Below are 25,234 nucleotides of genomic sequence, written 5' to 3'. Positions count from 1 at the left end.
GACCTCCTTAGATGCGCAAAGTAAAGCATCAATTTACCATGCAGTCAACTTATGCATGCCTATCTAGGAGTAAAGCAATTATTTACAATGAATCCATGAGCGAAAAAAATCCGACAGAAGGCCTGATAGCCAGGCTGACAGCGTTAAATGCTAAAGGAATCTCCAAAACAGAGATGTCCCGAATTGCTGGTGTCAGTAAGCAGGCAGTTTCAGGCTGGTTCAAAACAGGCCGTATCAGCAAAGAGTCTGCACTCGCAATTGCCGATGCAGTCGGCGTTTCTGTGCCTTGGTTATTGGGCGAAGATGTTGGTGAGAAAGACGGTCTTAAACCTGACGAACAGCGCCTGCTTGAGCTTTATCGTCAGTTGCCGGAAGAAGAGCAGCAGAACATGTTGCGGATCGTATCTCTGCGACTGAAGGAGCTCGACGAACTGTACGCGAAGTACATGGGGCGAAGGATTAAGGGTGATAGCGAGTAAAACGCAGCAGTTGTACAGGATGTATGGGTAAGCGTCTGGCATCTGGGTGAATTGGTGATTATTTTTGGTAGGAAATCATCATCGTGATTGTTAACGAAGTTTTGTAAAAAATGATTGCCAGCAATTTTTTAGGTCGATTTTTTCCTTACACACAGTAAACTTAAGGTAAAATTATGATGTCGGAACTGGCGGAAGTTGCGAACGATATGGTTGATACAAATAAGAAATATTTGATTTGGAACAACAAAGGTGGTGTTGGAAAAACATTTCTAACCTACAACCTTGCTGTTGAGTATGCAATCGCTCACCCTGATGAAGATGTGATCGTTATTGATGCTTGCCCTCAATCGAATGTTTCCGAAATTATTTTGGGCGGAAATGGTGTTGGTGAAGAAAACCTAAACCAGCTTCGGGACAGGAACACTACTATTGCCGGATATATTAAAGAGCGTTTTAGTACCTCTCCGCTTTCTCGTATGGGTAATGAGTCTTCATATTTTGTAAAAGCTGATTCTGTAAACCCCAAAATGCCAAAAAATCTTTATCTTTTGCCTGGTGATGTGGACTTAGATATTTGTTCTAGGCTTATCGCACATATAGGCTCCTCTCCTGTTAAAGAAGCCTGGAAAAAAAGTCGTTCACTTTTAATAGACCTTATAGCTTCATTTGAGGCTGATAAAACCATTTCTGAAAGGCCAAAAACATTTTTCATCGATTGCAACCCTAGCTTTGCTAGTTATACAGAACTTGGAGTTGTCGCATCAAATAGAGTAATTATTCCCTGTACAGCTGACGCTGCTTCAATCCGGGGAATCAAAAACTTAGTTAAATTGATTTATGGGGTTTCTATTGATAGCACTGAACAAGACGAAATGTTCCTTGATTTTAACAAGGAAGCTAAGCAAAGCAAAATAGATTTTCCTAAGCTGCATCTTTTCGTTCAAAACCGATCTCGCACCAACGAAAGTGACGCAGCAAAAGCATTCAAGTCACACGCTGAAGAAATAAAAAGAATCACATCAGAATTATTAAAAACACATCCTCATTTATTTACTGAGGAAAATGTTGATGACCGCGTAAAGCACGTAAAAGATGGTAATACACTTGCTGCAATTATTAATCATGAAGGCTGCCCTTTGAGTGGTCTACAGCACAAAAGTTACACTATTTATGGCATGGCAACACAAGCAAACAAAGCCCAAATTGATGCCTTAGAGGCCGATGTAAACGGTGTCGTCGCCTGCATTTAGTTTGATATTACAACCGGTACTGTACCTTTTTATACAACCTCCCCACCCGGCCGCCGAGCCGGGTTTTTATTGCCCTACTCTTCCAGCAGCTTCACCGCCAGTTCCATCACCTGAATCTGATCCAAATCCCACTTATCAACCCCCTTTGATATCTCCGTTCTTATCACGTCAGCTATGGCTACCCGCTTGGTTTCGTGACCTTCGGCGATCATGGCAAACACAACATCCCCAACGATACGGCACATCTCCTGATAGCGCAGTTGTGCGGCTTCTTCGTAGTCCATATCAGTCACCCTATTTGATGTTTTTGTGAGCATACCACATGCATAAAATGCCGACTAAGGCCATGAATATCGCCGATAGGTACAGCATTGCTTTACAAATTAACTCACCTATACTTGACTTAATGGTAAAGCAATGTTTTACTTACCCCATAGCAACAAACCACCCAGGCAGAACGCCCACGAAGTAGCGGCCCGGCGCAAACGAAGACCGGGATGAGGTGGATTTATCAACGCGCAGTAGGTTCAAACGTTCCGCTGGCCACGTAATGGCTGAGGTTGAAATGAGTAAGAAAGGCATCAGAGCCATGATCATTTCGGCATTTATCGGGCTCTTAATCTGGACTGCGCTTATCTGCGCACTGTGGGAGTTTTTTTAATGATTGATTTCGCACGAAAACCCGCTCGTCAACAGGCCGTCAGACTGGGCCCAGTGACCGCGTTCATCCGCCGGATGTGCTATCTGCTCGCACAAAAAGGCGACCCGTCATGAGTTCGCTGTTCGCCCTGGTACTTTCTATCGGCATGACTGTTGGTGGTACGCAGGAAGTTTTACTAGGTGTTTACGACAGCGAGCAGGCCTGCAAGAACGCAGCGTCCGAGCAGGACGTAAAAGGTGAGTGTTACCCACTTAAAGGACTGCTGAACGAGCACCCTGCCGGATTTACGGCGCAGATGTAGGAGGAGTAATGCAGAAGAGATGTGCGTACTGCCGCAAACCGATTGAGGAAGGCCAGGAAGTAAAAATGACCATCCTGATCATTCACGGCACGCAGTTGGCACCACGGGAAAGAACGTATTGCTCGAAACGTTGTGGTGAATACGACGCCATGGCCAACGAGGCATAACGTAAAACCCGCCGAAGCGGGCTGTACGTCCGGTGACACCGACCAAAGTTCCACCGGAAATTACCCAAAACCAAAGAACACCCTATGGGCGCTACCAATGGCCCGTGGATTCTAACATCCAAAATCGAGGCTACGACATGGAATTTTTTAATCTGATAAAGGCCACGCAAAAATCAGGCAAGCCTGACGGCGTTATCTGGCGCACCACGAAATCTGAATCCCGCGCGAACCTGCAGCTCGACGTCGATCTGGAAGATGCTGGTATCGAAACCGGCCGCGGTCATGACTATATGAAGCCAATCCGCACCGATTTCCCAGTGTTTAACGACCTGCCGGCTGAGGGTGTGCTTGATTTCGAATGGTGTACACGTTACGAACTCGCCGACGACGGTCGCACCTGGCAGCTAAAAGCAGGCGCCGTTCCGGCCGACGCATTTCACCAGGAGGAAACGACGTCTGTCGATGAGACCACCATCGTGGATGGTATTGATACGACAACCGGTGAAGTTGTTGGCATTCAGTCCGGCGCTGACAATGCCGATATCACTGAAGACGACGATCAAAACACCCACTATCCGGTGGCGCAACTCCGTCGCCCGCAGCGTGTTATCTCGCAATTCATCAGTGATGCAATAACTCACCACGTCACCCAGGAGCAGCGGACCCAAATCAGCTCACTGGAAATGGACACTGACAACAACTACATCCAAAACCTGCTGCTGGCGGTAGAAAACTGCGAAGAGGTCAAGGGTTACGATACCAAAGACCTTTGGCGCTATACCGATGCCATTCGTAAGGTTTTCAGTCAGGAGAAGCGCCACGAACTCGCTTTGGTTCTCCGCTTCACCAGAATCTGGGCGGCGACTGATTATATTGACCGTGGGCTGCTGGTCAAAGAGTGGCAAAAGGGAAACCGCATGTCGCAGATTCAGCGCACTGATACAGGAACCAACGCTGGCGGTGGCAATAAATCAGATCGCAACCCGGACTACATGCACACACTGGATACGCTGGATGTTGAAATTGCGGCGGCCCTCCTGCCAATGGATTTCGATATCTATAACATCCCTCTTCCCGTACACCGTCGTGCTAAAGACGTCGCTGCCAAAAAAGAAAGCCCATGGAAAGAGTGGTCAGCAGCGCTGCGCAAAATGCCAGGGATACTTGATTACTCACGCGCAGCTATTTTCGCACTGATCCGCGATGCCAATGACAGCGTGCACCACTTTCCTGTCAGTCTTCAGACGTATATCAACGCGAATCTGACGGAATCTCAACACGACAAACCGAAGGCTGAAACCGTAAGTGCTGCGTGTTACTCGTCGGAAAGTAACGCCACTGATGATGTTGGTCGCCAGCTCGCTGCTGATCGTGGTGAATATGTTGAAGGTATCAGCGACCCCAGAGATCCCAAATGGGTACGTGAGGACCTGACAAAAACACAACAACCGCAAGTTGCCAACCTTGGCGCCGGCGTGTTCTCCATTGAAGGTCTTATGGCCTCTACTGCCACAACGAGCACTAATGAAGAGGCCACCAGCAATGTGCAGATGGAAACGACTGTCGAGGTCGAAGGCGAAAATGATAACCCGGTATCAACAGGCGAAAGTGCTGATGCAGATGCTCCGAAAACAGATGCCGTAGACGCACGAAAAATCATGACTGAGCGTTGCCCTGAACTGGCCGCTGCCGTTTTGAAAGACCAGGAGCTCGCGAGCACTGCCGGAGAATCTGTCGAAGAAGTTAACGCAGAAACCGAACAGGTATCCGCAGCGCCAGCATGGCCGGAATATTTCGAGCCAGGACGTTATGAAGGCGTGCCAAATGAGGTTTATCACGCGGCGAACGGCACCAGCTCCACGATGGTTAAAGATGCGCGTGTATCGCTGATGTACTTCGAAGCACGCCACGTTTCAAAAACCATCCAGAAGGTGCGCTCCCCGGTACTGGATATGGGTAACCTGGTGCATGCACTGGCACTGCAGCCTGATGACATGGATAAAGAGTTCAGTGTCGAACCTGAGATCCCGGAAGGTGCATTCACCACCACAGCAACGATCCGCTCTTTTATCGATGAGTACAACGCCGCCCTACCGGCGCTGTTGAGCGCTGACGATATCAAAACATTGCTGGAAGCTCACAACGCCACCCTACCGCAGCCAGTTCCTTTGGGTGATGACGTTACCCAAACAGGTGAAAACTACATGGCCCTGCCTGCTGAATTTCAGCGCGTAGAAGAAGGCCAGAAAGTCACCGCAGCAAAAATGAAGGCCTGCATCAAAGAGTACAACGCCACTCTTCCAGCTCAGGTTAAAACCAGCGGCAGCCGCGATGCTCTGTTGGAACAACTGGCAATTATTAACCCTGACCTCGTCGCGCAGGAAGCCCAGAAGCCACAACCACTGAAAGTCTCGGGTACCAAAGCAGATCTGATGCAGTCCGTTAAGTCGGTAAATCCGGACGCAGTATTCGCCGACGAGCTCCTGGATGCCTGGCGCGATAACCCCGAAGGAAAGGTGCTGGTTACCCGTCAGCAATTGGCTACGGCGTTAGCCATTCAGAAAGCCCTTCTTAATCACCCGACGGCCGGCAAGTTGCTGACGCACCCGAGCCGAGCCGTCGAGGTGAGCTATTTCGGTATTGATGAGGAAACCGGGCTGGAAATTCGTGTGCGCCCTGACCTTGAGATCGACATGGGCGGCCCGCGTATCGGTGCCGACCTTAAAACCATAAGCATGTGGAACATCAAGCAGGAAGGCCTACGCGCGAAGTTGCACAGGGAAATCATTGAACGGGATTACCACCTGAGCGCGGCTATGTACTGCGAAACCGCAGCGCTGGATCAGTTCTTCTGGATTTTCGTCAACAAAGACGAGAACTACCACTGGATCGCCATCATCGAGGCATCGGCCGAATTGCTGGAGCTGGGGATGCTCGAATACCGCAAAGCGATGCGCGCCATCGCGAACGGTTTCGACACTGGAGAATGGCCGGCGCCGATCACCGAAGACTACGCCGAAGAACTCAATGATTTTGATGTGCGCCGTCTCGAAGTGCTGCGCGTACAGGCATAAGGGGGAATAACTATGTCCAATTTAGTGGCCACAACTGACAACCAGACTCAGAGAATCGACAACGTTTCTATCCTGACGAACGCCGACTTATTCAACCGTCTGCTCAAAATTTCCGAGGTAATGGCTAACAGTGGAAACTTCGTTCCCGAACATTACCGCGGGAAACCTGACGCGTGTATGGCCGTAGTTATGCAGGCGGCACGCTGGAACATGGATCCGTTCGCAGTTGCGCAGAAAACATTCATTGTGGGTAATTCCGGTGTGCTTGGTTATGAAGCTCAGTTGGTTAATGCGGTGATCAATACCATGGCACCCACAAAAGACCGTATTCACTTTGAATGGTTTGGCTCGTGGGAAAACATCGTTGGCCGCTTCGTTAAAAAAACGAGCAGCAAGGGCAATGATTATATTGTTCCTGGTTGGGATTTGGGAGATGAAGCTGGTGTGGGCGTACGCGCCTGGGCAACACTCAAAGGAGAATCAGAACCTCGCGAACTGGTGCTGATGCTTTCGCAGGCGCAGGTCCGCAATTCAACACTGTGGGCAAGTGACCCTCGCCAACAACTGGCCTATCTTGCCGTCAAGCGCTGGGCGCGGCTGTACTGCCCAGATGTGATCCTCGGCGTCTATACCGCTGACGAGATTGACGAGCGCGAAGAAAAGGTTATTAACCCGGCTCAGACAGAAAAAATCACACTGAATGAGATAACAGGTTCCGTAGACACCCCCACCAGCGTGCCAAGGCCTGCATCAAACGTTGACTCTGTTGCAGACGAACTACGCGACCGGATTGATGCGGCTAGCTCAGTCGATCAGGCCAAGGCAATTCGCGCAGATATCGAATCACAGAAGGCCTTGCTGGGTACTGCCCTGTTCACTGAACTGAAAAATAAGGCAGTGAAGCGCTATTACCTCGTCGATGCTCGCAACAAGGTAGAAGCCGCGATCAACTCCATTCCCAACCCCGGCGAACCGGATGCCGAAGAGCTGTTTGCTAAGGCGGAAGGCACTCTAGCCGCTTCTAAACGCCATCTTGGTGACGAACTGCATGACCAGTTCCGCATCACCCTGGACGACATGAAACCGGAATACGTGAGCTAAGGGAGGCGGGAGGGTCCGCCCTCCCGGTAACGAGATGACGAAAATTACTGATGGTAAAAAATACTGCTACCGCTACGACGATGGCCACGATGGAGAAGGCCGCCCGGTCGTAACTCTTTGGAAACGGGTCATCGTTCGTGAGACGGAGAAAACCTTCTGGCACTGCGAAGATATGCCGTACATGACCTCTGAGCAGCTTATTCAGTATCGCACTGGTGGCCGGAAAGAGAATCAAAAATATCACATAAAACGCTGCCTGAAGGGTGCCGATCGCTCACGTTATCATTACACCAGGGAAGAGGCCTTACGCGCTTTCGTGTACCGGAAAATGTATCAACTTGAGAAGGTCCAGCTTACGGCAGAAACAGTTCAAATGTGCCTGTCGGGGTTGCGTGAAGCGGGGATGATTGTTGGTGGATATCGATGCACGGTTGAAAAACTGCCTGAAGATACCGGTTTTGTAGCGGCCACAGCACCAGGCCCGATAGCGTCAACTTATAGCTGGGGGGAATACTAATGAGCCTCAAACATCGATTACCTGAGCTCGAGGCCAGCATTGACCCTGCCGCTTTGCGCGCAGCAGCTGATGAGTATTCCGATCTGCTGCTGACTCTGTGTCTTTGCATGAAGATGGCCGGTCCCACCCGGGCGAATGTACGCGCCTGCGGCACTGAACTGAAAAAGCGCCTGACTACCTGGCATAGCCAGAAAGAACTCAACGCCATTCTTTCCAGTTGGGATCCGGTTGGTTACGTGCTCGGGCTCCGCCGGGAAGCGAACGATAACGCTCGCGCTGCCGGAGACCCCGTTGACGTCTTTGTGTGAGGTGAGCATGCGACTAATAAACCGAAGCAAACAATCTCCGCTCGGGCGCCAGGCATGCGATGCAGCACTGGCCAAGCATGTTGAACTCTACGGCGCCCACGGGCGCCAGAAGACGAAACGGACTTATACGGTCGTCGTCCAAGGTTCGAAAATTACGGTAGAGGTCGTGAACCGGCGCTGCAGTTATGTAGCCACGGCCATGAACTGCGCCCGGCGGCTCCGCCATTTACCCGGTCAGGTTTCCTGATATCGAATTATCAATTTATTAAGCCGGCCAGGTATACATTACTGGCCGGTAATGAGGTGAATATGGCCCTTATTACTTTAAAAGAATGGAACCAACGGCAGCCGCGGCCACGCAGCCTTGAGACTGTTCGTCGCTGGGTTAGAGAAAGCAAAATTTATCCAGCCCCAAAGAAAGACGGAGTGGAATACCTGTTTCAGGAAACTGCCGTTAAGGTTGATTCAGCTCAATCATCAACCTGTGGCCTTTTACGGAGAATGACTAGTGGGAAGAAGAAGAAATCATGAGAGGCGTGATCTGCCTCCTAACCTCTATGTCAGGAATGAAGGCTATTACAGTTATCGTGACCCACGTAACGGAAAAGAGTACGGACTAGGCAGGAACAGGCGACTTGCAGTCAGCGAGGCGATACAGGCGAATATTGAATTGCTCGGGGATGCTGGCCACATTCCCCTCAGCGCTCGAATTAACCAGGTCGATTCCGTTACCTTTCATACATGGCTAGACCGATACGAAAAGATCATCGCCGCCAGGGGGCTGAAGCAAAAGACACTTACCGACTACGCCAGCAAACTAAGGTCAATAAAGGAACGAATGCAGGATATCCCGATCGCGGAAATCACCACAAAGCAGATAGCTATGATCCTCAATGATTATGCAGCTGAAGGAAAGAACGCAATGGCAAAACTGATCAGGTCGACGCTGAGCGATATCTTTAGGGAGGCTATAGCGGAAGGTCATATTACGGTTAACCCAGTGACAGCAACAAGAGCAGCCAAATTTGAGGTAAAACGCACCCGATTGATGCTGGACGAATACCGGGCAATTTACCAGGCAGCAGAGCCGCTTTCTCCGTGGGTAAATCTGGCGATGGATCTTGCTGTGCTTACCGGGCAGCGCATCAGTGATTTATGCGCAATGAGCTGGGAGGATGTGCGGGAGGGGTATCTTTACGTAGAGCAGAAAAAAACCGGGGCCAAACTAGCGATACCTTTAGCATTGAGGCTTGAAGAGTTGGATGTGTCTCTCGAAGTAATTCTGGCGAAATGCCGCAATCTGTCCGGCGGGAAAAACATTATTTCATCGACTGCAGGTAAGGCACTATCTCCCGCAACAGTATCGGGTAATTTCAGGAAAGCGCGCGAGCTGTCCGGGCTTAGTTTCTCTGGCGAACCGCCGAGCTTTCATGAGCTACGAAGTCTGTCAGCACGATTGTACGATAAACAGGCTGGAGAGGACTTTGCGCAGCATCTTCTGGGGCATAAGTCGGGTGTCATGACAGCAAAATATCGCGATGACAGGGGAAGGGAGTGGGATAAGATCGAAATATAGTTATGAGTTTGTTTTGAATGATTTTGAATTGACCAATTTAACCAATTGATTCTAATGAAGAAAATTATATATGCACTTTAGATACAAAAGAGTATTAACTATCCCGGTTTTTATGCTTTAGAATCGTTGAGTTTTGTCATTCACCGTCAGGTATGTATATATCTGTCATTAATCAGGGGATTGCTCAGTGGCGCGGCTAAACAAAATCGCGATTTCGCTCTGTGCATTACTGTTTACATCGATCTCATTTACACCACTGGCGCATGCTTCAGGGCATACGCACAGCTCTGCTACGCCAAAAGCGCACCCGGCCAAAGGCACTACCGAACGTAAGAAAAAAGCCAGCAGTCAAAAATCCAGGTCCACTACCAAAACCACCAGCAAGCAAACCGCCACCACGTCCCGCAGCAGACACCCTACCCGTACCACCAGCGCCAGCCAAACGGCATTAACCCGCCAGGCCGCCGGTAGCAGCAAAAAATGCGTCCTGCGTAAAGGGTATAAAAAGCAGTGTGCTAAATCGCTGACGTCGAGCGCAGAGCCGGCACCGGTCATGGCCAGCCTGCAGACTAAATGTGTGGTGCGTAAAGGCTACAAAAAACGCTGTAAACCGGTGACTGAAGCGCAGCCGCTGACGCTGGCGGACGCCCACAAGGCCCGGGTCCAGAAAGCGCAAAGTACCGCCATGTCGAAGCTGATGGACCAGATTGGCAAACCGTATCGCTGGGGTGGCACCTCTCCGCGCACCGGTTTCGATTGCAGCGGCCTGGTCTACTACGCCTATAAAGATCTGGTGAAAATTCGCATTCCACGTACCGCCAATGAGATGTACCACCTGCGCGACGCCCGTCCGGTTGACCGCGGCGAGCTGCAAAGCGGCGATCTGGTCTTCTTCCGTACCCGTGGGCGTGGCACCGCCGACCACGTTGGCGTTTATGTCGGCAACGGCAAATTTATCCAGTCACCGCGTACCGGTCGCGATATTCAGATAACCTCATTAAGCGAGGATTACTGGATCCGTCACTACGTGGGCGCGCGTCGGGTCATGACCCCGAAAACCATTCGCTAACCGCCTGCCGCATCAGCGGCAGGCTGCCGGTTACGCGCAATGTGCAGCGCATTTTCCCCTCTCCAGCCGCGTTTATCTGCTCTCTTTTCCCTCGTGACGTGTCACGCTTTCTTCTATAGCGTTTGTTAAATATACCCTTTATTAATGCAAGGCTTTTAACTCTCTCCGGCAAGTGTTAGCATCCTGATCACAATAAAAACCTGTGGTATTCGCTACGGCAATCCACAGTACATGCTGTATCCGGATGGTCATACATCCTTTAAATGTGAGAAGAAATCAAGAAGTTATAAGGAGAGTAACAATGTCGTTTGAATTACCTGCATTACCGTATGCAAAAGACGCCCTGGCGCCGCACATTTCCGCTGAAACCCTGGAATACCACTACGGCAAACATCACCAGGCCTATGTCACTAACCTTAATAATCTGATCAAAGGCACCGGGTTTGAGGGTAAATCGTTAGAAGAGATCGTCCGCACTTCCGAAGGTGGCATCTTCAACAACGCCGCTCAGGTCTGGAACCACACCTTCTACTGGAACTGCCTTGCACCGAATGCTGGCGGTGAACCGGAAGGCGCTCTGGCGGCAGCCATCAACAGCGCTTTCGGCAGCTTTGCTGATTTTAAAGCTAAGTTTACCGATGCTGCAGCGAAAAACTTTGGTGCCGGTTGGACCTGGCTGGTCAAGAATGCCGATGGCAGCCTGAGCATTGTCTCCACCAGCAACGCTGGCACGCCGCTGACTGGCGACGCCACCCCGCTGCTGACGGTGGATGTCTGGGAACATGCCTATTACATCGACTACCGTAACGCCCGCCCTGAGTATCTGGCGCACTTCTGGGCGCTGGTAAACTGGAAGTTTGTTGCTGAAAGACTGGCGGCATAAAAGATATTGCAGAAGGGGTAACCCTTCTGCAAATAGCATCACTGTCCGACGAGCGCCTCTTCCGGCTGCGAACGGCTACCCACCACCACCAGTAGCAGAGCCAGGCCGGCGATGATCGCCCCCATCACCGGAACAAACGCGTAACCCAGACCACCCGAGATCACCGCCCCACCGGCAGCAGCCCCCAGCGCATTCCCCAGATTAAACGCCCCGATGTTGACCGACGAAGAGAGACCCGGCGCTTCATGCGCAACGCGCATCACCCGCATCTGCAACGGCGGCACCACCGCAAAGGTCGCGGCACCCCAGACCACCATACTGACAGCGGCCCCCAGCTGCGTCTGCGCCAGTAACGGAATCGCCAGCATAATCACCATCAACAGCAGCAGAAAGCCCTTCAGCGTCCCGGAGACGGAGCGGTCGGCGAATTTACCGCCCAGGTAGTTGCCCAGCGAGAAGCCCACGCCAATCAACACCAGCATCGCGGTGACAAACAGCGGCGAAGCATGGGTGATGGTATGAAGCACAGGAGAAATGTAGGTATAGAGGGTGAACATGGCTCCCGCCCCAAGCACCGTGGTCAACAGGGCGGAAAGCACCTGCGGGCGCACCAGCACCGACAGCTCCTGTTTAACATTCGGACGCTCGCCGGCACTGCCTTTAGGCAGAGAGAACCACAGGCTGACCATCGCCACCACGCCCAGCCCTGCGGTAGCGAGGAACGACATCCGCCAACCGATAGTCTCGCCAAGCCAGGTCGCCGCTGGCACGCCGCCGATATTGGCGATCGTCAGCCCCATAAACATGGTGGCAACCGCGCTGGCCTGTTTGTCTTTCGGGACGACGCTGGCGGCCACTACCGAACCGAGACCAAAGAAAGCGCCATGGTTAAGGCTGGTGATAATGCGTGAAATCAGCAGCGTGGTGTAATCCGGTGCCATGGAAGAGAGAACGTTGCCGAGGGTGAAGATCGCCATCAGGAAAATCAGCGCGTTTCTTCGCGCGCGATGAGAAAGCAGCAGCGTCATCAGCGGCGCACCAACCATCACACCGATCGCATAGGCGCTGATCAGCATTCCCGCAGCCGGAATAGACACGTCGACGCCTTTGGCAATGACCGGCAGTAATCCCATCGGGGAAAACTCCGTCGTACCAATACCAAATGCGCCTATCGCCAGCGCGAGCAGGGGAAAGTTGATTTTCATTACATGACTCCAGCAGACCGTCATCGGCGACGGTATCTCATCAGAAGTCAAAAGCATGACATCAATCACAGAAAAACAAAAGTAAACGAAATGGCAAAAGATTTTTGCGAAAATGATAATAATGGCGGGAACGGGGGGAAAGTGACCTCTCCCCCGGGAAAATTAGTGCAGAACTGCGGTCAGCCCGGCGGCAACGATTAGACCTAGAACAATAATCGTTGTTGTCAGCGAAAATTTTAAATCTGTATCCATCAATTTTTCCCCCTGTTTTTCCCACACGAAAAGTGAGCTTGCTCATTTTTGCACAATATCGCATAAAAATCTTCCAGGATTTAGGGTGATACACATTTTTGCTCTTCCCCTTTGCCGCAAGATCGGACAAAATCCCACGCTAATTTGAAAGCGTATCGGCCATTGACCCCTTCCTGTCGTTCTGTGTCGTTTTCCCGACGTGATGCAATGTTGAACATTGTATTCAGGGTGTGTTTAGGCAAACGTTTACGTACCGATTATCAGACGTTCAGGTCAAGGTCTGGAGTGAGAAGTAATGGCAACTATTAAAGATGTAGCGAAGCGCGCAAACGTTTCCACTACAACAGTATCACATGTTATTAACAAAACCCGTTTCGTTGCGGAAGAGACGCGCAATGCGGTCTGGGCCGCCATTAAAGAACTGCACTACTCACCGAGTGCCGTCGCGCGCAGCCTGAAGGTTAATCACACCAAATCTATTGGTCTGCTGGCGACCAGCAGCGAAGCGGCCTATTTTGCTGAAATTATCGAAGCCGTTGAAAAAAGCTGCTTCCAGAAAGGCTATACCCTGATTCTGGGTAATGCGTGGAACGATCTCGAAAAGCAGCAGGCCTACCTGTCAATGATGGCGCAAAAGCGCGTCGACGGCCTGCTGGTCATGTGCTCCGAATATCCGGAATCGGTGCTGAGCATGCTGGAAGAGTACCGCCATATTCCAATGGTGGTGATGGACTGGGGCGAGGCCAAGGCCGACTTTACCGATTCAGTCATCGATAACGCCTTTGAAGGCGGCTATATGGCCGGTCGTTATCTGGTGGAACGCGGCCATCGCGAAATTGGCGTGATCCCCGGCCCGCTGGAACGTAACACCGGTGCCGGACGTCTGGCAGGCTTTATGAAAGCCATGGAAGAAGCGCAGATTTCCGTACCGGACAACTGGATTGAACAGGGTGACTTCGAACCGGAGTCCGGTTATCGCGCGATGCAGCATATCCTGAACCAGCACCACCGCCCGACGGCAGTCTTCTGCGGCGGCGACATTATGGCGATGGGCGCTATTTGCGCAGCGGATGAAATGGGGCTGCGCGTGCCGCAGGACATTTCGCTGATCGGCTATGACAATGTGCGCAACGCCCGCTATTTCAGTCCGGCGCTGACCACGATTCATCAGCCGAAAGACTCTCTCGGCGAAGCCGCGTTTAATATGCTGATGGACCGTATCGTCAACAAGCGTGAGGAGTCCCAGTCTATCGAGGTTCACCCGCGCCTGGTCGAACGTCGTTCCGTCGTTGACGGTCCGTTTGTCGATTACCGCCGCTAGTCCCCTGCCCGGCGCCGGTTAGTCCGGCGCCCGCAACCATTCCCGGTTTAACGTTTCACTATCACCAAGATAATCCAGCATCCACAGCAGCGCGGGCGATGCATCGCTCTGTTGCCAGGTCAGGCAGCACGCCGCATCCGGAAACGGGTTTTCTAGTTCAAGGGCAACCCATTCTCCCCGGTCGATCCACGGACGGGCAAAGTGCGTCGGTACCATCCCCACGCAAAGCCCGGCAGACAGGCAGGTGGCAGAGGATTCCCAGTCGGGCACCACCACGCGCTTTTGGTTATCCAGCAGCCAGGTCGTGCGTTTTGGTAAAGACCGGGAAGTATCCTCTCTGACCAATGAGGGCCAGTTGCGCAACTCGTCATCGCTTAGCGGACTGGTCATCTGCGCCAGCGGATGATGGCTGGCCACCACGCAGTGCCAGTTCAGCATACCCATATCGCGAAAGGCGTAGCGCCCCCCGACCGGAATCGAACGCGTCGCCCCAATCGCCAGCTCCACGCGGCCATCCGCCAGCGCATCCCAGACACCGTTGAACACTTCCTGAAAGACAATCAGCTCAACGTCCGAAAAGTGACGATAAAAATCGACAATCATCTGGCGCATCCGCGCCGGTTTGACGATGTCATCGACAGCAATCGACAACTGGCCGCGCCAGCCATTGGCTATCTGCTGGCACTGCTGGCGGGTGATCTGCATTTTTTTGATAACAGAGCGCCCCTCCTGTAAAAACCAGACCCCGGCCGGGGTTAATTCGACATCCCGATGGCGACGTTCAAACAGCGGAACTGCCAGCCACTCTTCCAGCTGACGAACGGTGTAGCTGATGGCGGAAGGGACGCGATGGAGCTCCTGCGCTGCCGCGCTAAAGCTGCCGTTGCGGGCGACAGCATCAACAACTTCCAGTGAGTATTCAGACCACATATTCTGCCTACAAAAATTTTGAATGCATGTAGCAAATATTAGCGTTTCACAAGCCAGAATGCACTCCCTACACTCTGCGGCATTATACCGGCATCAGCAGAAGAGAATGTTATGCAACAACCTGGGAAAGGATTTTTAGTTTGGCTGGCGGGACTCAGCGTGCTGGGTTTCCTGGCCACCGACATGTACCTACCGGCCTTCGCGGCGATTCAACACGACCTCAACACCTCCGCGGCCTCGGTCAGCGCCAGCCTGAGCCTGTTCCTCGCCGGTTTCGCCATCGGACAGCTGTTCTGGGGCCCGCTCTCTGACCGTTACGGGCGTAAACCGATTCTGCTGAGCGGCCTGGCGATCTTCGCCATCAGCTGTCTGGGAATGCTGTGGGTCCGCGACGCGACGCTGATGCTGGTCCTGCGCTTTATTCAGGCCATCGGCGTCTGTGCGGCTGCGGTCACCTGGCAGGCGATGGTGACGGACTATTATCCGGCGCAGAAAACAAACCGCATTTTTGCCACCATCATGCCGCTGGTCGGTTTATCCCCGGCGCTGGCGCCGCTGCTCGGCAGCTGGCTGCTCAACCATCTGGAATGGCAGGCGATTTTTGCCACCCTTTTCGTCATCGCCCTGCTGCTGATGGTCCCGGCCCTGCGCCTGAAGCCGGTGCACAAACCGGCCGGCGATGCGCAGAAGAAACTGACCTTCCTGACGCTGCTGCGTTCTCGTGAATACAGCGGTAACGTGCTGATCTACGCCGCCTGCTCTGCCAGCTTCTTCGCCTGGCTGACCGGCTCGCCGTTTATTCTGCATGATATGGGTTATGGTCCGACGGCTATCGGGCTGAGCTACGTGCCGCAAACCATCGCCTTCCTGATTGGCGGTTATGGCTGCCGTGCGGCGCTGCAAAAATGGCAGGGTCAACAGCTGCTGCCGTGGCTGCTGGTGGTGTTCGCCGTCAGCGTCGCCGCCACCTGGATGGTCGGGCGTCTTGAAAATGCCTCAATCGTCGGCGTGATGATTCCGTTCTGCGTGATGGCGATTGTGAACGGCGGGATTTACCCGATCGTTGTTGCCCAGGCGCTGAAGCCATTCCCGCAGGCTACCGGGCGCGCCGCGGCGTTGCAGAACACTCTGCAGCTCGGGCTGTGCTTCCTGACCAGTCTGTTGGTCTCCGCGCTGATCGCCACGCCGCTGCTGACCACCACCAGCGTGATGCTGGTTTCTATTGTGCTGGCCGGGATTGGCTACGTTATGCAGCGCCAGAGCGCCTGCCTGACGGTCGGCTCATCGCACGCCTGATCGGTTATAAGCATGCTAAGGCCCAGTAATTAGCATGCTAAGAGGTTTTTATTGAAAGCCGGATTTCAGCAGCCTATACTGGATCCGGCATCACATAAATAGACCTTTTATTGTATTTAACGGGGGCAGGATGCGTCCCGTTTCACCATGGATGGCCTTTCGGCAAGGGTTATCGCCCTTCCTCTGTTCTACGTCGGATAGCAGCTTCACGGATATTCCGTGAGATTTCTCACAAAGCCAAAAAAGCGTCTACGCTGTTTTAAGGTTCTGATCACTTGGGCGTGATGGAGAAGCTATGAGTTCATCGTGTATAGAAGAAGTAAGCGTACCAAACGACGACTGGTACCGAATTGTAGCCGAGTTACTCGGCCGCGCGGGCATTGAGATTAATGGCTCCGCTCCCTCCGATTTGCAGATTAAAAACCCGCTTTTCTTTAAACGCGTTTTGCAAGAAGGTTCACTCGGACTCGGTGAGAGTTATATGGACGGCTGGTGGGATTGCGAGCGGCTGGATATATTCTTCCACCGTGTGCTGCGCGCCGGGCTGGAAAATCAGCTCCCGCACCATCTTAAAGATACGCTACGTATTGCCGGCGCTCGCCTGTTTAATCTGCAAAGTAAAAAGCGCTCCTGGATTGTCGGGAAAGAACATTACGATCTTGGTAATGACCTTTTCAGCCGGATGCTCGATCCGTTCATGCAATATTCCTGCGCCTACTGGAAAGACGCCCAATCGCTGGAAGAAGCCCAGCAGGCAAAACTCGATCTTATCTGCCGCAAGCTGCAGCTGGAGCCGGGAATGCGGGTGCTGGACATCGGTTGCGGCTGGGGTGGGCTGGCCTATTACATGGCGAAGCATTATCAGGTCAGCGTAGTTGGCGTGACTATTTCGGCCGAACAACAAAAAATGGCCCAGCAGCGTTGCGAGGGACTGGACGTCACCATTTTGCTCCAGGATTATCGCGACCTGGAGGACAGCTTTGACCGGATTGTCTCCGTCGGTATGTTTGAACACGTCGGCCCGAAAAATTACGCCACCTATTTTAATGTGGTTGACCGTAATCTGAATGCCGATGGTCGCTTCTTATTACACACTATCGGTTCGAAAAAAACCGACCACAGCGTTGACCCATGGATCAATAAATATATCTTCCCGAACGGCTGTCTGCCGTCGGTTCGGCAGATTGCCCAGGCCAGCGAATCGCACTTCGTGATGGAAGACTGGCATAATATGGGGGCCGACTACGATACGACGCTGATGGCGTGGTGTGAGCGTTTCCTGGCGACCTGGCCGGATATTGCAGATAACTACTCAGAACGATTTAAACGTATGTTCAGTTATTATCTGAACGCTTGCGCCGGGGCTTTTCGCGCGCGCGATATTCAGCTATGGCAGGTGGTCTTTTCACGCGGGGTCGAAAACGGCCTGCGGGTGGCTCGTTAAATCATCCCCCGTTACGACGGGGGATATGCTTTTACTACGTATGCTCTAATACCCAAAATAATTCGAGTTGCTTGTAGCCGGCAAAGCAACTTGAAGGATTATGGGAGTATTACTCTTCAGCGGCGTTCTGCGCCGCATCTTTCGCCGCCAGTACGCGTTCTACGGTATCCACCACCGCCTGCGTTTGCGGGTCGATTTCGATATTCACCCGGTCACCCAGTTTTTTTACCCCAAGGGTAGTGCGCGTGAGCGTTTCCGGAATCAGATGCACGCAAAAACGGGTCGGCGTGACCTCTCCCACCGTCAGGCTAATGCCGTCTACCCCGACATAACCTTTATAGAGAATATATTTCATCAGCGCCGGGTCCTGAACCTTAAACCAGATCTGACGGTTATTCTCGGAGGTTAAAATCTTAACGATGTCGGCGGTCGTCATAATATGCCCCGACATCAGATGGCCGCCAATCTCATCACTAAAACGCGCGGCGCGCTCAACGTTGACATTATCACCCTCTTTTACCGCCCCGAGGTTGGTAATGCGCAGCGTCTCTTTCATCAGATCAAAACTGACACGCGGACCGTCAATTTCGGTCACCGTCAGGCAGCAACCGTTGTGCGCCACTGATGCGCCGGTCTCGAGGCCTTCGAGCATATGCTCAGGTAATTCCACGACATGAGTGCGAAAATTAGGTTTTTCATCGATGGACACCACTTTTGCGGTCCCCTGCACAATGCCAGTAAACATGCTTTGCTCCTGTAGACTTTGGTGACGGTATCATTACCGTTATATCTGCCTGGAACAATAACAGGTGCTAAAACAGGTTGCCAGCGCCCTTCGTGCCCTACCATTTTTTCACTGGCTTAATAGCGTATCCTCGCTACAATAGACTGGAAAACCCCTCTGCTCTTTCTTCTTGCTGCCATTTAAGGCCGCTTTTCAGTTTCAAAATAACAACAATATAAAGGTGTTCACGTGCAGAAGTATTTTATTGAAGCGCGTCAGTTATTAGCACTGGCTATTCCTGTGATCATTGCGCAGGTCGCTCAGACAGCAATGGGCTTTGTCGATACCGTGATGGCGGGTGGCTATAGCGCCACCGATATGGCGGCGGTAGCCATCGGGACATCCATCTGGCTTCCCGCTATTCTTTTCGGCCACGGGCTGCTGCTGGCGCTGACGCCGGTGGTCGCGCAGATGAATGGCTCCGGGCGTCGCGACCGAATTGCACACCAGGTGCGTCAAGGGTTCTGGCTGGCGGGGTTCGTCTCGCTGCTGGTCATGGTGGTGCTGTGGAACGCCGGGTACATTATTAGCTCGATGCACAATATCGACCCGGCCCTCGCCGACAAAGCCGTTGGCTACCTGCGCGCTCTGCTGTGGGGCGCTCCCGGCTACCTCTTTTTCCAGGTTGCGCGTAACCAGTGCGAAGGCCTCGCGAAAACCAAACCGGGGATGGTCATGGGATTTATCGGCCTGCTGGTCAATATTCCCGTTAACTATATTTTTATCTACGGTCATTTTGGCATGCCGGAGCTCGGCGGCGTTGGCTGCGGCGTGGCGACGGCTGCCGTGTACTGGGTGATGTTCATTTGCATGATTACCTGGGTGCGCCGCGCCCGTTCAATGCGTGACATTCGCAATCAAACCGGATTCAGCAAACCGGACTTCAGCGTCCTGACGCGCCTGGTGCAATTAGGTCTGCCTATCGCACTGGCGCTGTTCTTCGAGGTGACGCTGTTTGCGGTAGTCGCATTGCTGGTCTCTCCGCTGGGTATTGTCGATGTTGCCGGCCACCAGATTGCCCTCAACTTTAGCTCGCTGATGTTCGTACTGCCGTTGTCGCTGTCGGCGGCGGTCACTATCAGGGTTGGTTTCCGCCTTGGGCAAGGCTCAACGCCGGACGCTCAGGTCTCTGCCAGAACCGGGGTCGGCGTGGGGGTTTGCATGGCCGTAATCACCGCGATTTTCACCGTCGTCATGCGCGAGCAGATTGCCCTGCTGTATAACGACAATCCGGAGGTTGTTACCCTGGCGTCTCATCTGATGCTGCTGGCGGCTATCTATCAGCTCTCGGACTCCGTGCAGGTTATCGGCAGCGGGATCCTGCGTGGCTACAAAGACACGCGGTCGATCTTCTTTATTACCTTCACCGCCTACTGGGTACTCGGCTTGCCAAGCGGCTATCTGCTGGCCTTAACCGATATCGTTGTTCCGCGGATGGGACCGGCGGGTTTCTGGTGCGGATTTATCATCGGATTAACCTCCGCGGCAATTCTGATGATGCTGCGTATGCGCTTCCTGCAGCGCCAGCCGGCAAACATCATATTGCAGCGCGCGGCGCGCTAACGGCTTAAGGCACCTCGTTCCGGGGTGCCTTTTTTGTTCTCCGCGACGCGGACAGCTCCCACCGATATCCCCGTTGTACATTCGGTTACGTGCCGATACCAAACACTCACTGAAGCCACCGGACCAGAAGCCTATAGTGCTTTCAACAGCCCCGCAGTGGGGTTCACTGAAGAAACCAATTCGAGGATATCAGAATGAAAAAAGTATTAGCTCTGGTCGTTGCCGCTGCTATGGGTCTGTCTTCTGCTGCTTTCGCTGCTGACGCAGTAAGCACCACTCAGGCTCCGGCTGCTGCTCACAGCACCACTGCCAAAACTACCCATCACAAAAAACACCACAAAGCGGCGGCTAAACCGGCTACCGAGCAGAAAGCTCAGGCTGCCAAGAAACACAAAAAAGCCGAAGCCAAACCTGCAGTAGCGCAGAAAGCCCAGGCCGCTAAGAAACACCACAAAGCGGCGACCAAACCTGCGGTAGCCCAGAAAGCGCAGGCGGCTAAAAAGCACCACAAAACCACCAAGCATCAGGCCGCTAAACCCGCTGCACAGCCTGCTGCATAATTCTTCCGGTCAGTCTGTTTCATGCTAAACCGGCGCTATTTCAGCGCCGGTTTTATTTCAGGAGGTCACTATGCTGCGGCGCTATCGTTTTGAGCTCATTCTGATCCTGCTAATTCTGTGCGCACTTTTCGCCCTTCGCTTAATGTTCAAATAGCTACCCTCTTTTTTCTCCTGCTCTGCCGCTACCGGCGGTGCCCTGTCGCCCTGACGATGTAAGCAAAAAACAGCCAACAGGCAACGTATTCTCCTTTATCATCAGTAAAATATAAGCAATATGGGTAAAACTTCCGCAATCGCGTGCGTTCTGAAAGAAAAGTGACGTTTGCCTCTTGCCACAACCCCTCCCGATCGCTAATATGCGTCCCCGTTGTCACCACAACATTGCGTTCATAGCTCAGTTGGTTAGAGCACCACCTTGACATGGTGGGGGTCGTTGGTTCGAGTCCAATTGAACGCACCATAATGCGTTTATAGCTCAGTTGGTTAGAGCACCACCTTGACATGGTGGGGGTCGTTGGTTCGAGTCCAATTAAACGCACCATAATGCGTCCGTAGCTCAGTTGGTTAGAGCACCACCTTGACATGGTGGGGGTCGGTGGTTCGAGTCCACTCGGACGCACCATTCTTTCTTGCCCAGACTTTCGTTTGTCCGCAAGTGAATCGTGTGTTTTCGCATTCTCCTCTTTTCTCTCCCTGATAATTTCTTCCCGTTTAGCAGTTCGCATTCCCCCCATCGCTGGGCTATACCTTAGGCATCTTGATCCCTACAGGAGCGATAATAATGAGCAAAAAGATTCTGATGCTGGTTGGCGATTATGCCGAAGATTACGAAACCATGGTGCCGTTTCAGGCATTACAGATGATTGGTCACCAGGTCGATGCGGTTTGCCCAGACAAAGCCAAAGGCGATTACATCATCACCGCCATTCATGACTTCGACGGCGCCCAGACCTACAGTGAAAAACCGGGCCACCGTTTTACCCTCAATGCCGATTTCAGCGCCGTCAACGAGCAGGATTATGATGCCCTGCTGATCCCAGGCGGCAGAGCGCCGGAATATCTGCGCCTCAATGACGAGGTCATCAAGCTGGTGCAGGCCTTTGACCGGGCGCGCAAACCGATCGCCGCCGTTTGTCATGGTCCACAGCTGCTGGCCGCCGCCGGCATCCTGAAAGATCGCACCTGTAGCGCCTACCCGGCCTGTGCGCCGGAAGTCCGCCTCAGCGGTGGGCATTATGCCGATATCGGCATAGACCAGGCCTACGTTGACGACAATCTGGTTACCGCCCCCGCCTGGCCCGCGCATCCGCAATGGCTGGCAAAATTTGCCGAAGTACTGCAGCGTTAAGCGCGGCACGCGGTACGAATCCAGCGATAATCCCGGGCCGTCCGCCTACGGTCGGCCTGCTTTGTATTGCCATGTCCGGCAATAAGTCAGGTTGGTATGGTATGAAGTACTAAGAGAGGTCTGGCTGAAGGGAGCTGATACACTTACAGGGCTTCCCTGCCCTGAGAAGACGCGTTATTCGAAGTAGACTTCTGGATTCTCTGACAACGACACGAAGTTTTTGGTGTTCTTATCCAGCGCGCTAATATCGCCGCTTTCGATATCGTAGACCCATCCGTGCAGACGCAGCCCTTTATCACGCAGGCCAACCGCAACAGACGGGTGAGTTTTGATATTGTTCAGCTGGGCGATCACGTTTTCCCGCACCATCGCATTCACTTTATCGATTTCGCTGTTCCAGGTGCCCTTTTCCACCACCGCTTTCGCGGCATCGGCGTAGCGCAACCAGTGGGACACCGCCGGCATCGGCTCAAGGCACTGACAGGTCGCGACCGCGGTCATCGCACCACAGTTAGAGTGGCCACAAATCACGATATCGGTCACGCCCAGCGCAACAACCGCATACTCAATAGTGGCTGACACGCCACCCGGCTCCGGCCCGAAAGAGGGAACGATGTTACCTGCGTTGCGAATAACAAAGAGCTGTCCTGGCTCCTGCTGAGTAACCAGTTCCGGGACAAGGCGGCTGTCGGAACAGGAGATGAACAGCGCTTTGGGATTCTGGCTGGAGGCCAGGCTACGGAAGAGCTCTTTACGTTGCGGAAAGATCTCTTTCTGGAAGTTGAGGAAGCCCTCAATGATATGTTGCATAGCAGTGTCTCTTTTCTCGGTATGAATTATGGTATGACAAAGATCACAGTTCTTCAGTGTATCACCGACGGGGAGAATAGGAATCGTTATTCAAATGGAATCTTTTTGTAACAATGCCGATCTCTGGATAATACACACTGGCGTCCGGGGCATCACTCCCCCGAACCCGCCATCAGCCATCAGCCATCAGCCAAAGTCATACGCCCAGCAACTCATACTTTTTAATTTTGCGATACAGCGTCGCCACACCAATCCCCAGCTCATCCGCCGCCTGCTTCTTATTGCTGTAGCGCGTCAGGGCGTCACGAATCATCTGCTTTTCCATCGCCTCCAGCGCCGTCACGCCCTCCTCTTCTTTGCTCTCGGCCAGCGCCTCAACCGGGCTGGCAGCCCTTCCTGCGACTTTCGCGCTGTTACTCACATTCGGCGGAAGCAGCGACGTGTCGATGACCTCTCCGGACGGCACCACGTTCACCAGGTACTCCATCAGGTTGCTCAGCTCGCGGATGTTTCCCGGCCAGCGGTAGCTTTTAAACAAGGCGGTCACCTCCGGCGAAATACCGGGGTAGACTAACTCCAGGCGCCGGGTGTGCAGCTGCAGGAAATGGTGCACCAACAGTTCGATATCCTCCTGACGCTCGCGCAGTGGCGGCAGCCGCAGGGGAATAACATTGAGCCGATAGTAGAGATCCTCCCGGAATTTCCCTTCGCCGATAAACTGCTCGAGGTTCTGGTTGGTCGCGGAAATAATGCGGATATCGACCGGCACCGGATGGCTGGCGCCAACCGGCTGGATCTCGCGCGATTCGATGGCTCGCAGCAGCTTGGCCTGCAGCGTCAGCGGCATATCGCCAATCTCATCCAGAAATAGCGTGCCGTGATTCGCGGCCTGAATCAGCCCGGTTTTACCGTTGGCGGAGGCCCCGGTAAAGGCACCTTTAACGTAGCCAAACAGCTCGCTTTCCAGCAGCTGCTCGGGAATAGCGGCACAGTTAATCGCGATAAACGGTTTTGCCTGCCGGTCGCTCAGTTGATGAATAGCGCGGGCTACCACCTCTTTGCCCGTCCCGCTTTCGCCGGCAATCATCACGCTGGAGGGGCCGCGGGCAACGCGGCTAATCAGCTTTTTCAACTGCCGCATCGGGCGGCATTCACCGATCAGTTGCTCGATCTGCGGCTCATCCGGCGCCACACTAAAATCGGCCGTGGCGTGAGATTGATGGAAGGCCATTAAGAACAGCCATTGGTCCTGAATAGCATGCAGCTGGCCGATAATAATTTCTTTTTTATCATCGAAAGAGATGACGTGCTGCATATGGCCACGCACAAAATTATGTTCAAAGGTTAATGGCCGGAAATGAATGGCTTTGCCAATCATATTGCCCTGCGTGACGCCAAGGATCTTTAATGCCGCCTGATTGGCGAATTTAATCCGCTGGTCAAGACTCACCACCAGCACGCCCTGATCCATATTATCGATCATTGTCAGAAATATTTTTTGAATATTATCGCTGTTGCCCTGATCTTCCAGCAGTCGTGAGACAAATATAGATGAGACATGGCGAACATAATCAGAGAACTCGTGGATGTTATCTTTTATACGTTCCTGCTGCTCCCGAGTGAGGGCAATCAGGCTAATAACACCGACGCACTGCCCCTGATAAATCACCGGCGTTCCCAGAAAGGCCTTTTCTTTACACTGCTCTTTATTCTTACAGTCTTTACACAGCGGGTCAAAACGCGAATGGGTGACTACCTTCTCTTTTTTTGTTTCAATAATGTAACGTAATAGTCGCGAATCTTCGTTGAGGATGCGCCCAAGAGATTTTCCGTAAGCACCTGTCCCGGCAACGCGGCACAAGACATTGTCCACAATCTCCACTTCAAGCTGGAGAACGCTGGAGAGCATACGGGCAAACCGTTGAATAACAGGCTGAATGTTCATCAAAACGGATAAGGTGTTAGAGGAAATCATAATAAACCCTTACGCTCACTAACCGATTAATTTATTTTATTCTTTCTCTACCGATACTACTCCTGGGTTGAAACTATTTGATGCAGATAAATCACCCTTTTCCATTTTTGACTGAAAATATGGAATTGATATCACACTTTTATATCAATATGAGAATCCGCAGCTATTTTTTATCAATTTGACGTGAGTCGTCGCCATTTCGCCCACCGTAAATCATCTGCACCAAATACAAACCCCGGCCAGCAGGCAAAATGAAAATGAATCTTATTTGACTCTGACCTAGTATATGACCTGTTTTCGTGATCCTAATCGCATATATACGCCCACCCGCATGACCCTGCGCTTTCTTTAGCAGGAACT

The 25,234-nt window shown here is 52.6% G+C and carries 26 protein-coding genes, 3 tRNA genes and 1 pseudogene; 23 read left to right on the top strand and 7 right to left on the bottom strand.

What is annotated here, in order from left to right; translation table 11 throughout:
* Positions 1-11: 11 nt before the first annotated feature.
* Together HF679_RS04660 and HF679_RS04655 are read left to right on the top strand one after the other, a co-directional pair.
* Positions 12-479, top strand: coding sequence for a helix-turn-helix domain-containing protein (locus HF679_RS04660; RefSeq protein ID WP_187042661.1), 468 nt, complete (start codon positions 12-14; stop codon positions 477-479).
* Between the two features lie 173 nt (positions 480-652).
* Positions 653-1,729: a ParA family protein gene (locus tag HF679_RS04655; protein WP_187042660.1), complete on the top strand. Its 1,077-nt coding sequence runs from the start codon at positions 653-655 to the stop codon at positions 1,727-1,729.
* Positions 1,730-1,803: 74 nt separating this feature from the next.
* Here HF679_RS04655 and fumD read toward each other — a convergent pair whose 3' ends face one another.
* On the bottom strand, positions 1,804-2,013 hold the full coding sequence (fumD, locus tag HF679_RS04650) for a fumarate hydratase FumD (RefSeq protein WP_150341207.1): 210 nt from the start codon (positions 2,011-2,013) through the stop codon (positions 1,804-1,806).
* Between the two features lie 376 nt (positions 2,014-2,389).
* Between fumD and HF679_RS24815 the strand changes: the two are divergent.
* The 12 genes and pseudogenes from HF679_RS24815 to sodB form a co-directional block, all read left to right on the top strand.
* A pseudogene (locus HF679_RS24815) lies at positions 2,390-2,503 on the top strand (hypothetical protein); the annotation flags it as partial.
* The gene (locus HF679_RS04645) at positions 2,500-2,691 is read left to right on the top strand and encodes a DUF1482 family protein (RefSeq protein WP_064360249.1); all 192 of its coding nucleotides are present in this window, start codon (positions 2,500-2,502) and stop codon (positions 2,689-2,691) included. The pseudogene HF679_RS24815 and the gene HF679_RS04645, both read left to right, overlap by 4 nt.
* Positions 2,692-2,699: 8 nt before the next feature.
* The gene (locus tag HF679_RS24810; RefSeq protein ID WP_064360248.1) at positions 2,700-2,858 is read left to right on the top strand and encodes a YdaE family protein; all 159 of its coding nucleotides are present in this window, start codon (positions 2,700-2,702) and stop codon (positions 2,856-2,858) included.
* Between the two features lie 137 nt (positions 2,859-2,995).
* Positions 2,996-5,932: a RecE family exodeoxyribonuclease gene (locus tag HF679_RS04640; RefSeq protein WP_187042659.1), complete on the top strand. Its 2,937-nt coding sequence runs from the start codon at positions 2,996-2,998 to the stop codon at positions 5,930-5,932.
* A gap of 12 nt (positions 5,933-5,944) precedes the next feature.
* Complete coding sequence (locus HF679_RS04635) at positions 5,945-7,033, top strand: RecT family recombinase (protein ID WP_187042658.1); 1,089 nt, start codon at positions 5,945-5,947, stop codon at positions 7,031-7,033.
* 34 nt (positions 7,034-7,067) lie between these two features.
* On the top strand, positions 7,068-7,550 hold the full coding sequence (locus HF679_RS04630) for a hypothetical protein (protein ID WP_187042657.1): 483 nt from the start codon (positions 7,068-7,070) through the stop codon (positions 7,548-7,550).
* Positions 7,550-7,858, top strand: a complete 309-nt coding sequence (locus HF679_RS04625) for a hypothetical protein (RefSeq protein WP_187042656.1) — start codon at positions 7,550-7,552, stop codon at positions 7,856-7,858. The genes HF679_RS04630 and HF679_RS04625 overlap by 1 nt, the downstream gene beginning before the upstream one ends.
* Positions 7,859-7,865: 7 nt before the next feature.
* Positions 7,866-8,105, top strand: coding sequence for a DUF4060 family protein (locus HF679_RS04620; protein WP_187042655.1), 240 nt, complete (start codon positions 7,866-7,868; stop codon positions 8,103-8,105).
* A 62-nt stretch (positions 8,106-8,167) separates the two neighbouring features.
* Complete coding sequence (locus HF679_RS04615) at positions 8,168-8,389, top strand: excisionase (RefSeq protein WP_154145280.1); 222 nt, start codon at positions 8,168-8,170, stop codon at positions 8,387-8,389.
* Positions 8,367-9,434: a tyrosine-type recombinase/integrase gene (locus HF679_RS04610; protein WP_187042654.1), complete on the top strand. Its 1,068-nt coding sequence runs from the start codon at positions 8,367-8,369 to the stop codon at positions 9,432-9,434. Before HF679_RS04615 ends, HF679_RS04610 begins: the two co-directional genes overlap by 23 nt.
* A 187-nt stretch (positions 9,435-9,621) precedes the next feature.
* The gene (locus HF679_RS04605; protein ID WP_187042653.1) at positions 9,622-10,503 is read left to right on the top strand and encodes a C40 family peptidase; all 882 of its coding nucleotides are present in this window, start codon (positions 9,622-9,624) and stop codon (positions 10,501-10,503) included.
* Between the two features lie 301 nt (positions 10,504-10,804).
* A complete protein-coding gene (gene sodB, locus HF679_RS04600) occupies positions 10,805-11,386 on the top strand; it encodes a superoxide dismutase [Fe] (RefSeq protein WP_123754601.1) in 582 nt (193 codons plus the stop codon).
* Positions 11,387-11,424: 38 nt separating this feature from the next.
* Here sodB and HF679_RS04595 read toward each other — a convergent pair whose 3' ends face one another.
* Both HF679_RS04595 and HF679_RS04590 read right to left on the bottom strand, forming a co-directional pair.
* Positions 11,425-12,591, bottom strand: a complete 1,167-nt coding sequence (locus HF679_RS04595; protein ID WP_123754602.1) for an MFS transporter — start codon at positions 12,589-12,591, stop codon at positions 11,425-11,427.
* Between the two features lie 162 nt (positions 12,592-12,753).
* Complete coding sequence (locus tag HF679_RS04590) at positions 12,754-12,843, bottom strand: YnhF family membrane protein (RefSeq protein WP_004862736.1); 90 nt, start codon at positions 12,841-12,843, stop codon at positions 12,754-12,756.
* Positions 12,844-13,138: 295 nt separating this feature from the next.
* Here HF679_RS04590 and purR point away from each other — a divergent pair, with 295 nt between their 5' ends.
* A complete protein-coding gene (gene purR / locus HF679_RS04585) occupies positions 13,139-14,164 on the top strand; it encodes an HTH-type transcriptional repressor PurR (protein WP_123754604.1) in 1,026 nt (341 codons plus the stop codon).
* Between the two features lie 18 nt (positions 14,165-14,182).
* On the opposite strand, the gene punR is transcribed toward purR, so the two are convergent.
* Positions 14,183-15,094: a DNA-binding transcriptional activator PunR gene (gene punR, locus HF679_RS04580; RefSeq protein WP_123754605.1), complete on the bottom strand. Its 912-nt coding sequence runs from the start codon at positions 15,092-15,094 to the stop codon at positions 14,183-14,185.
* 111 nt (positions 15,095-15,205) lie between these two features.
* On the opposite strand from punR, the gene punC reads away from it, so the two are divergent.
* Both punC and cfa read left to right on the top strand, forming a co-directional pair.
* Entirely contained in the window at positions 15,206-16,390 is a 1,185-nt protein-coding gene (gene punC / locus HF679_RS04575; RefSeq protein WP_154145281.1) for a purine nucleoside transporter PunC, read from the top strand.
* A gap of 295 nt (positions 16,391-16,685) precedes the next feature.
* Positions 16,686-17,834, top strand: a complete 1,149-nt coding sequence (gene cfa, locus HF679_RS04570; protein ID WP_123754607.1) for a cyclopropane fatty acyl phospholipid synthase — start codon at positions 16,686-16,688, stop codon at positions 17,832-17,834.
* Positions 17,835-17,943: 109 nt separating this feature from the next.
* Here cfa and HF679_RS04565 read toward each other — a convergent pair whose 3' ends face one another.
* Positions 17,944-18,579, bottom strand: coding sequence for a riboflavin synthase subunit alpha (locus tag HF679_RS04565; protein WP_123754608.1), 636 nt, complete (start codon positions 18,577-18,579; stop codon positions 17,944-17,946).
* Positions 18,580-18,807: 228 nt separating this feature from the next.
* Between HF679_RS04565 and mdtK the strand changes: the two genes are divergently transcribed.
* The 6 genes from mdtK (at position 18,808) to HF679_RS04535 (ending at position 22,089) form a co-directional block, all read left to right on the top strand.
* Complete coding sequence (mdtK, locus tag HF679_RS04560) at positions 18,808-20,181, top strand: MdtK family multidrug efflux MATE transporter (RefSeq protein ID WP_123754609.1); 1,374 nt, start codon at positions 18,808-18,810, stop codon at positions 20,179-20,181.
* 194 nt (positions 20,182-20,375) lie between these two features.
* On the top strand, positions 20,376-20,741 hold the full coding sequence (asr, locus tag HF679_RS04555) for an acid resistance repetitive basic protein Asr (RefSeq protein ID WP_123754610.1): 366 nt from the start codon (positions 20,376-20,378) through the stop codon (positions 20,739-20,741).
* Between the two features lie 383 nt (positions 20,742-21,124).
* Positions 21,125-21,201 (top strand) — tRNA-Val (locus HF679_RS04550).
* Positions 21,202-21,205: 4 nt separating this feature from the next.
* Positions 21,206-21,282: transfer RNA gene (locus HF679_RS04545), tRNA-Val, on the top strand.
* A 4-nt stretch (positions 21,283-21,286) separates the two neighbouring features.
* Positions 21,287-21,363: transfer RNA gene (locus tag HF679_RS04540), tRNA-Val, on the top strand.
* 159 nt (positions 21,364-21,522) lie between these two features.
* The gene (locus HF679_RS04535; RefSeq protein ID WP_123754611.1) at positions 21,523-22,089 is read left to right on the top strand and encodes a DJ-1/PfpI family protein; all 567 of its coding nucleotides are present in this window, start codon (positions 21,523-21,525) and stop codon (positions 22,087-22,089) included.
* 174 nt (positions 22,090-22,263) lie between these two features.
* Here HF679_RS04535 and HF679_RS04530 read toward each other — a convergent pair whose 3' ends face one another.
* Together HF679_RS04530 and HF679_RS04525 are read right to left on the bottom strand one after the other, a co-directional pair.
* Positions 22,264-22,899 carry a carbonic anhydrase gene (locus tag HF679_RS04530; protein WP_123754612.1) on the bottom strand — a complete coding sequence of 212 codons (636 nt, stop codon included), beginning with the start codon at positions 22,897-22,899 and terminating at the stop codon, positions 22,264-22,266.
* A gap of 196 nt (positions 22,900-23,095) precedes the next feature.
* On the bottom strand, positions 23,096-24,874 hold the full coding sequence (locus HF679_RS04525) for a sigma-54 interaction domain-containing protein (protein WP_123754613.1): 1,779 nt from the start codon (positions 24,872-24,874) through the stop codon (positions 23,096-23,098).
* Positions 24,875-25,234: the final 360 nt, after the last annotated feature.

Source organism: Enterobacter sp. JUb54, from assembly GCF_014298075.1.
Classification (GTDB): domain Bacteria; phylum Pseudomonadota; class Gammaproteobacteria; order Enterobacterales; family Enterobacteriaceae; genus Klebsiella; species Klebsiella lignicola.
The sequence above is the reverse complement of the archived record's forward strand: the minus strand, read 5'-3'. Positions and strand labels throughout refer to the sequence as shown.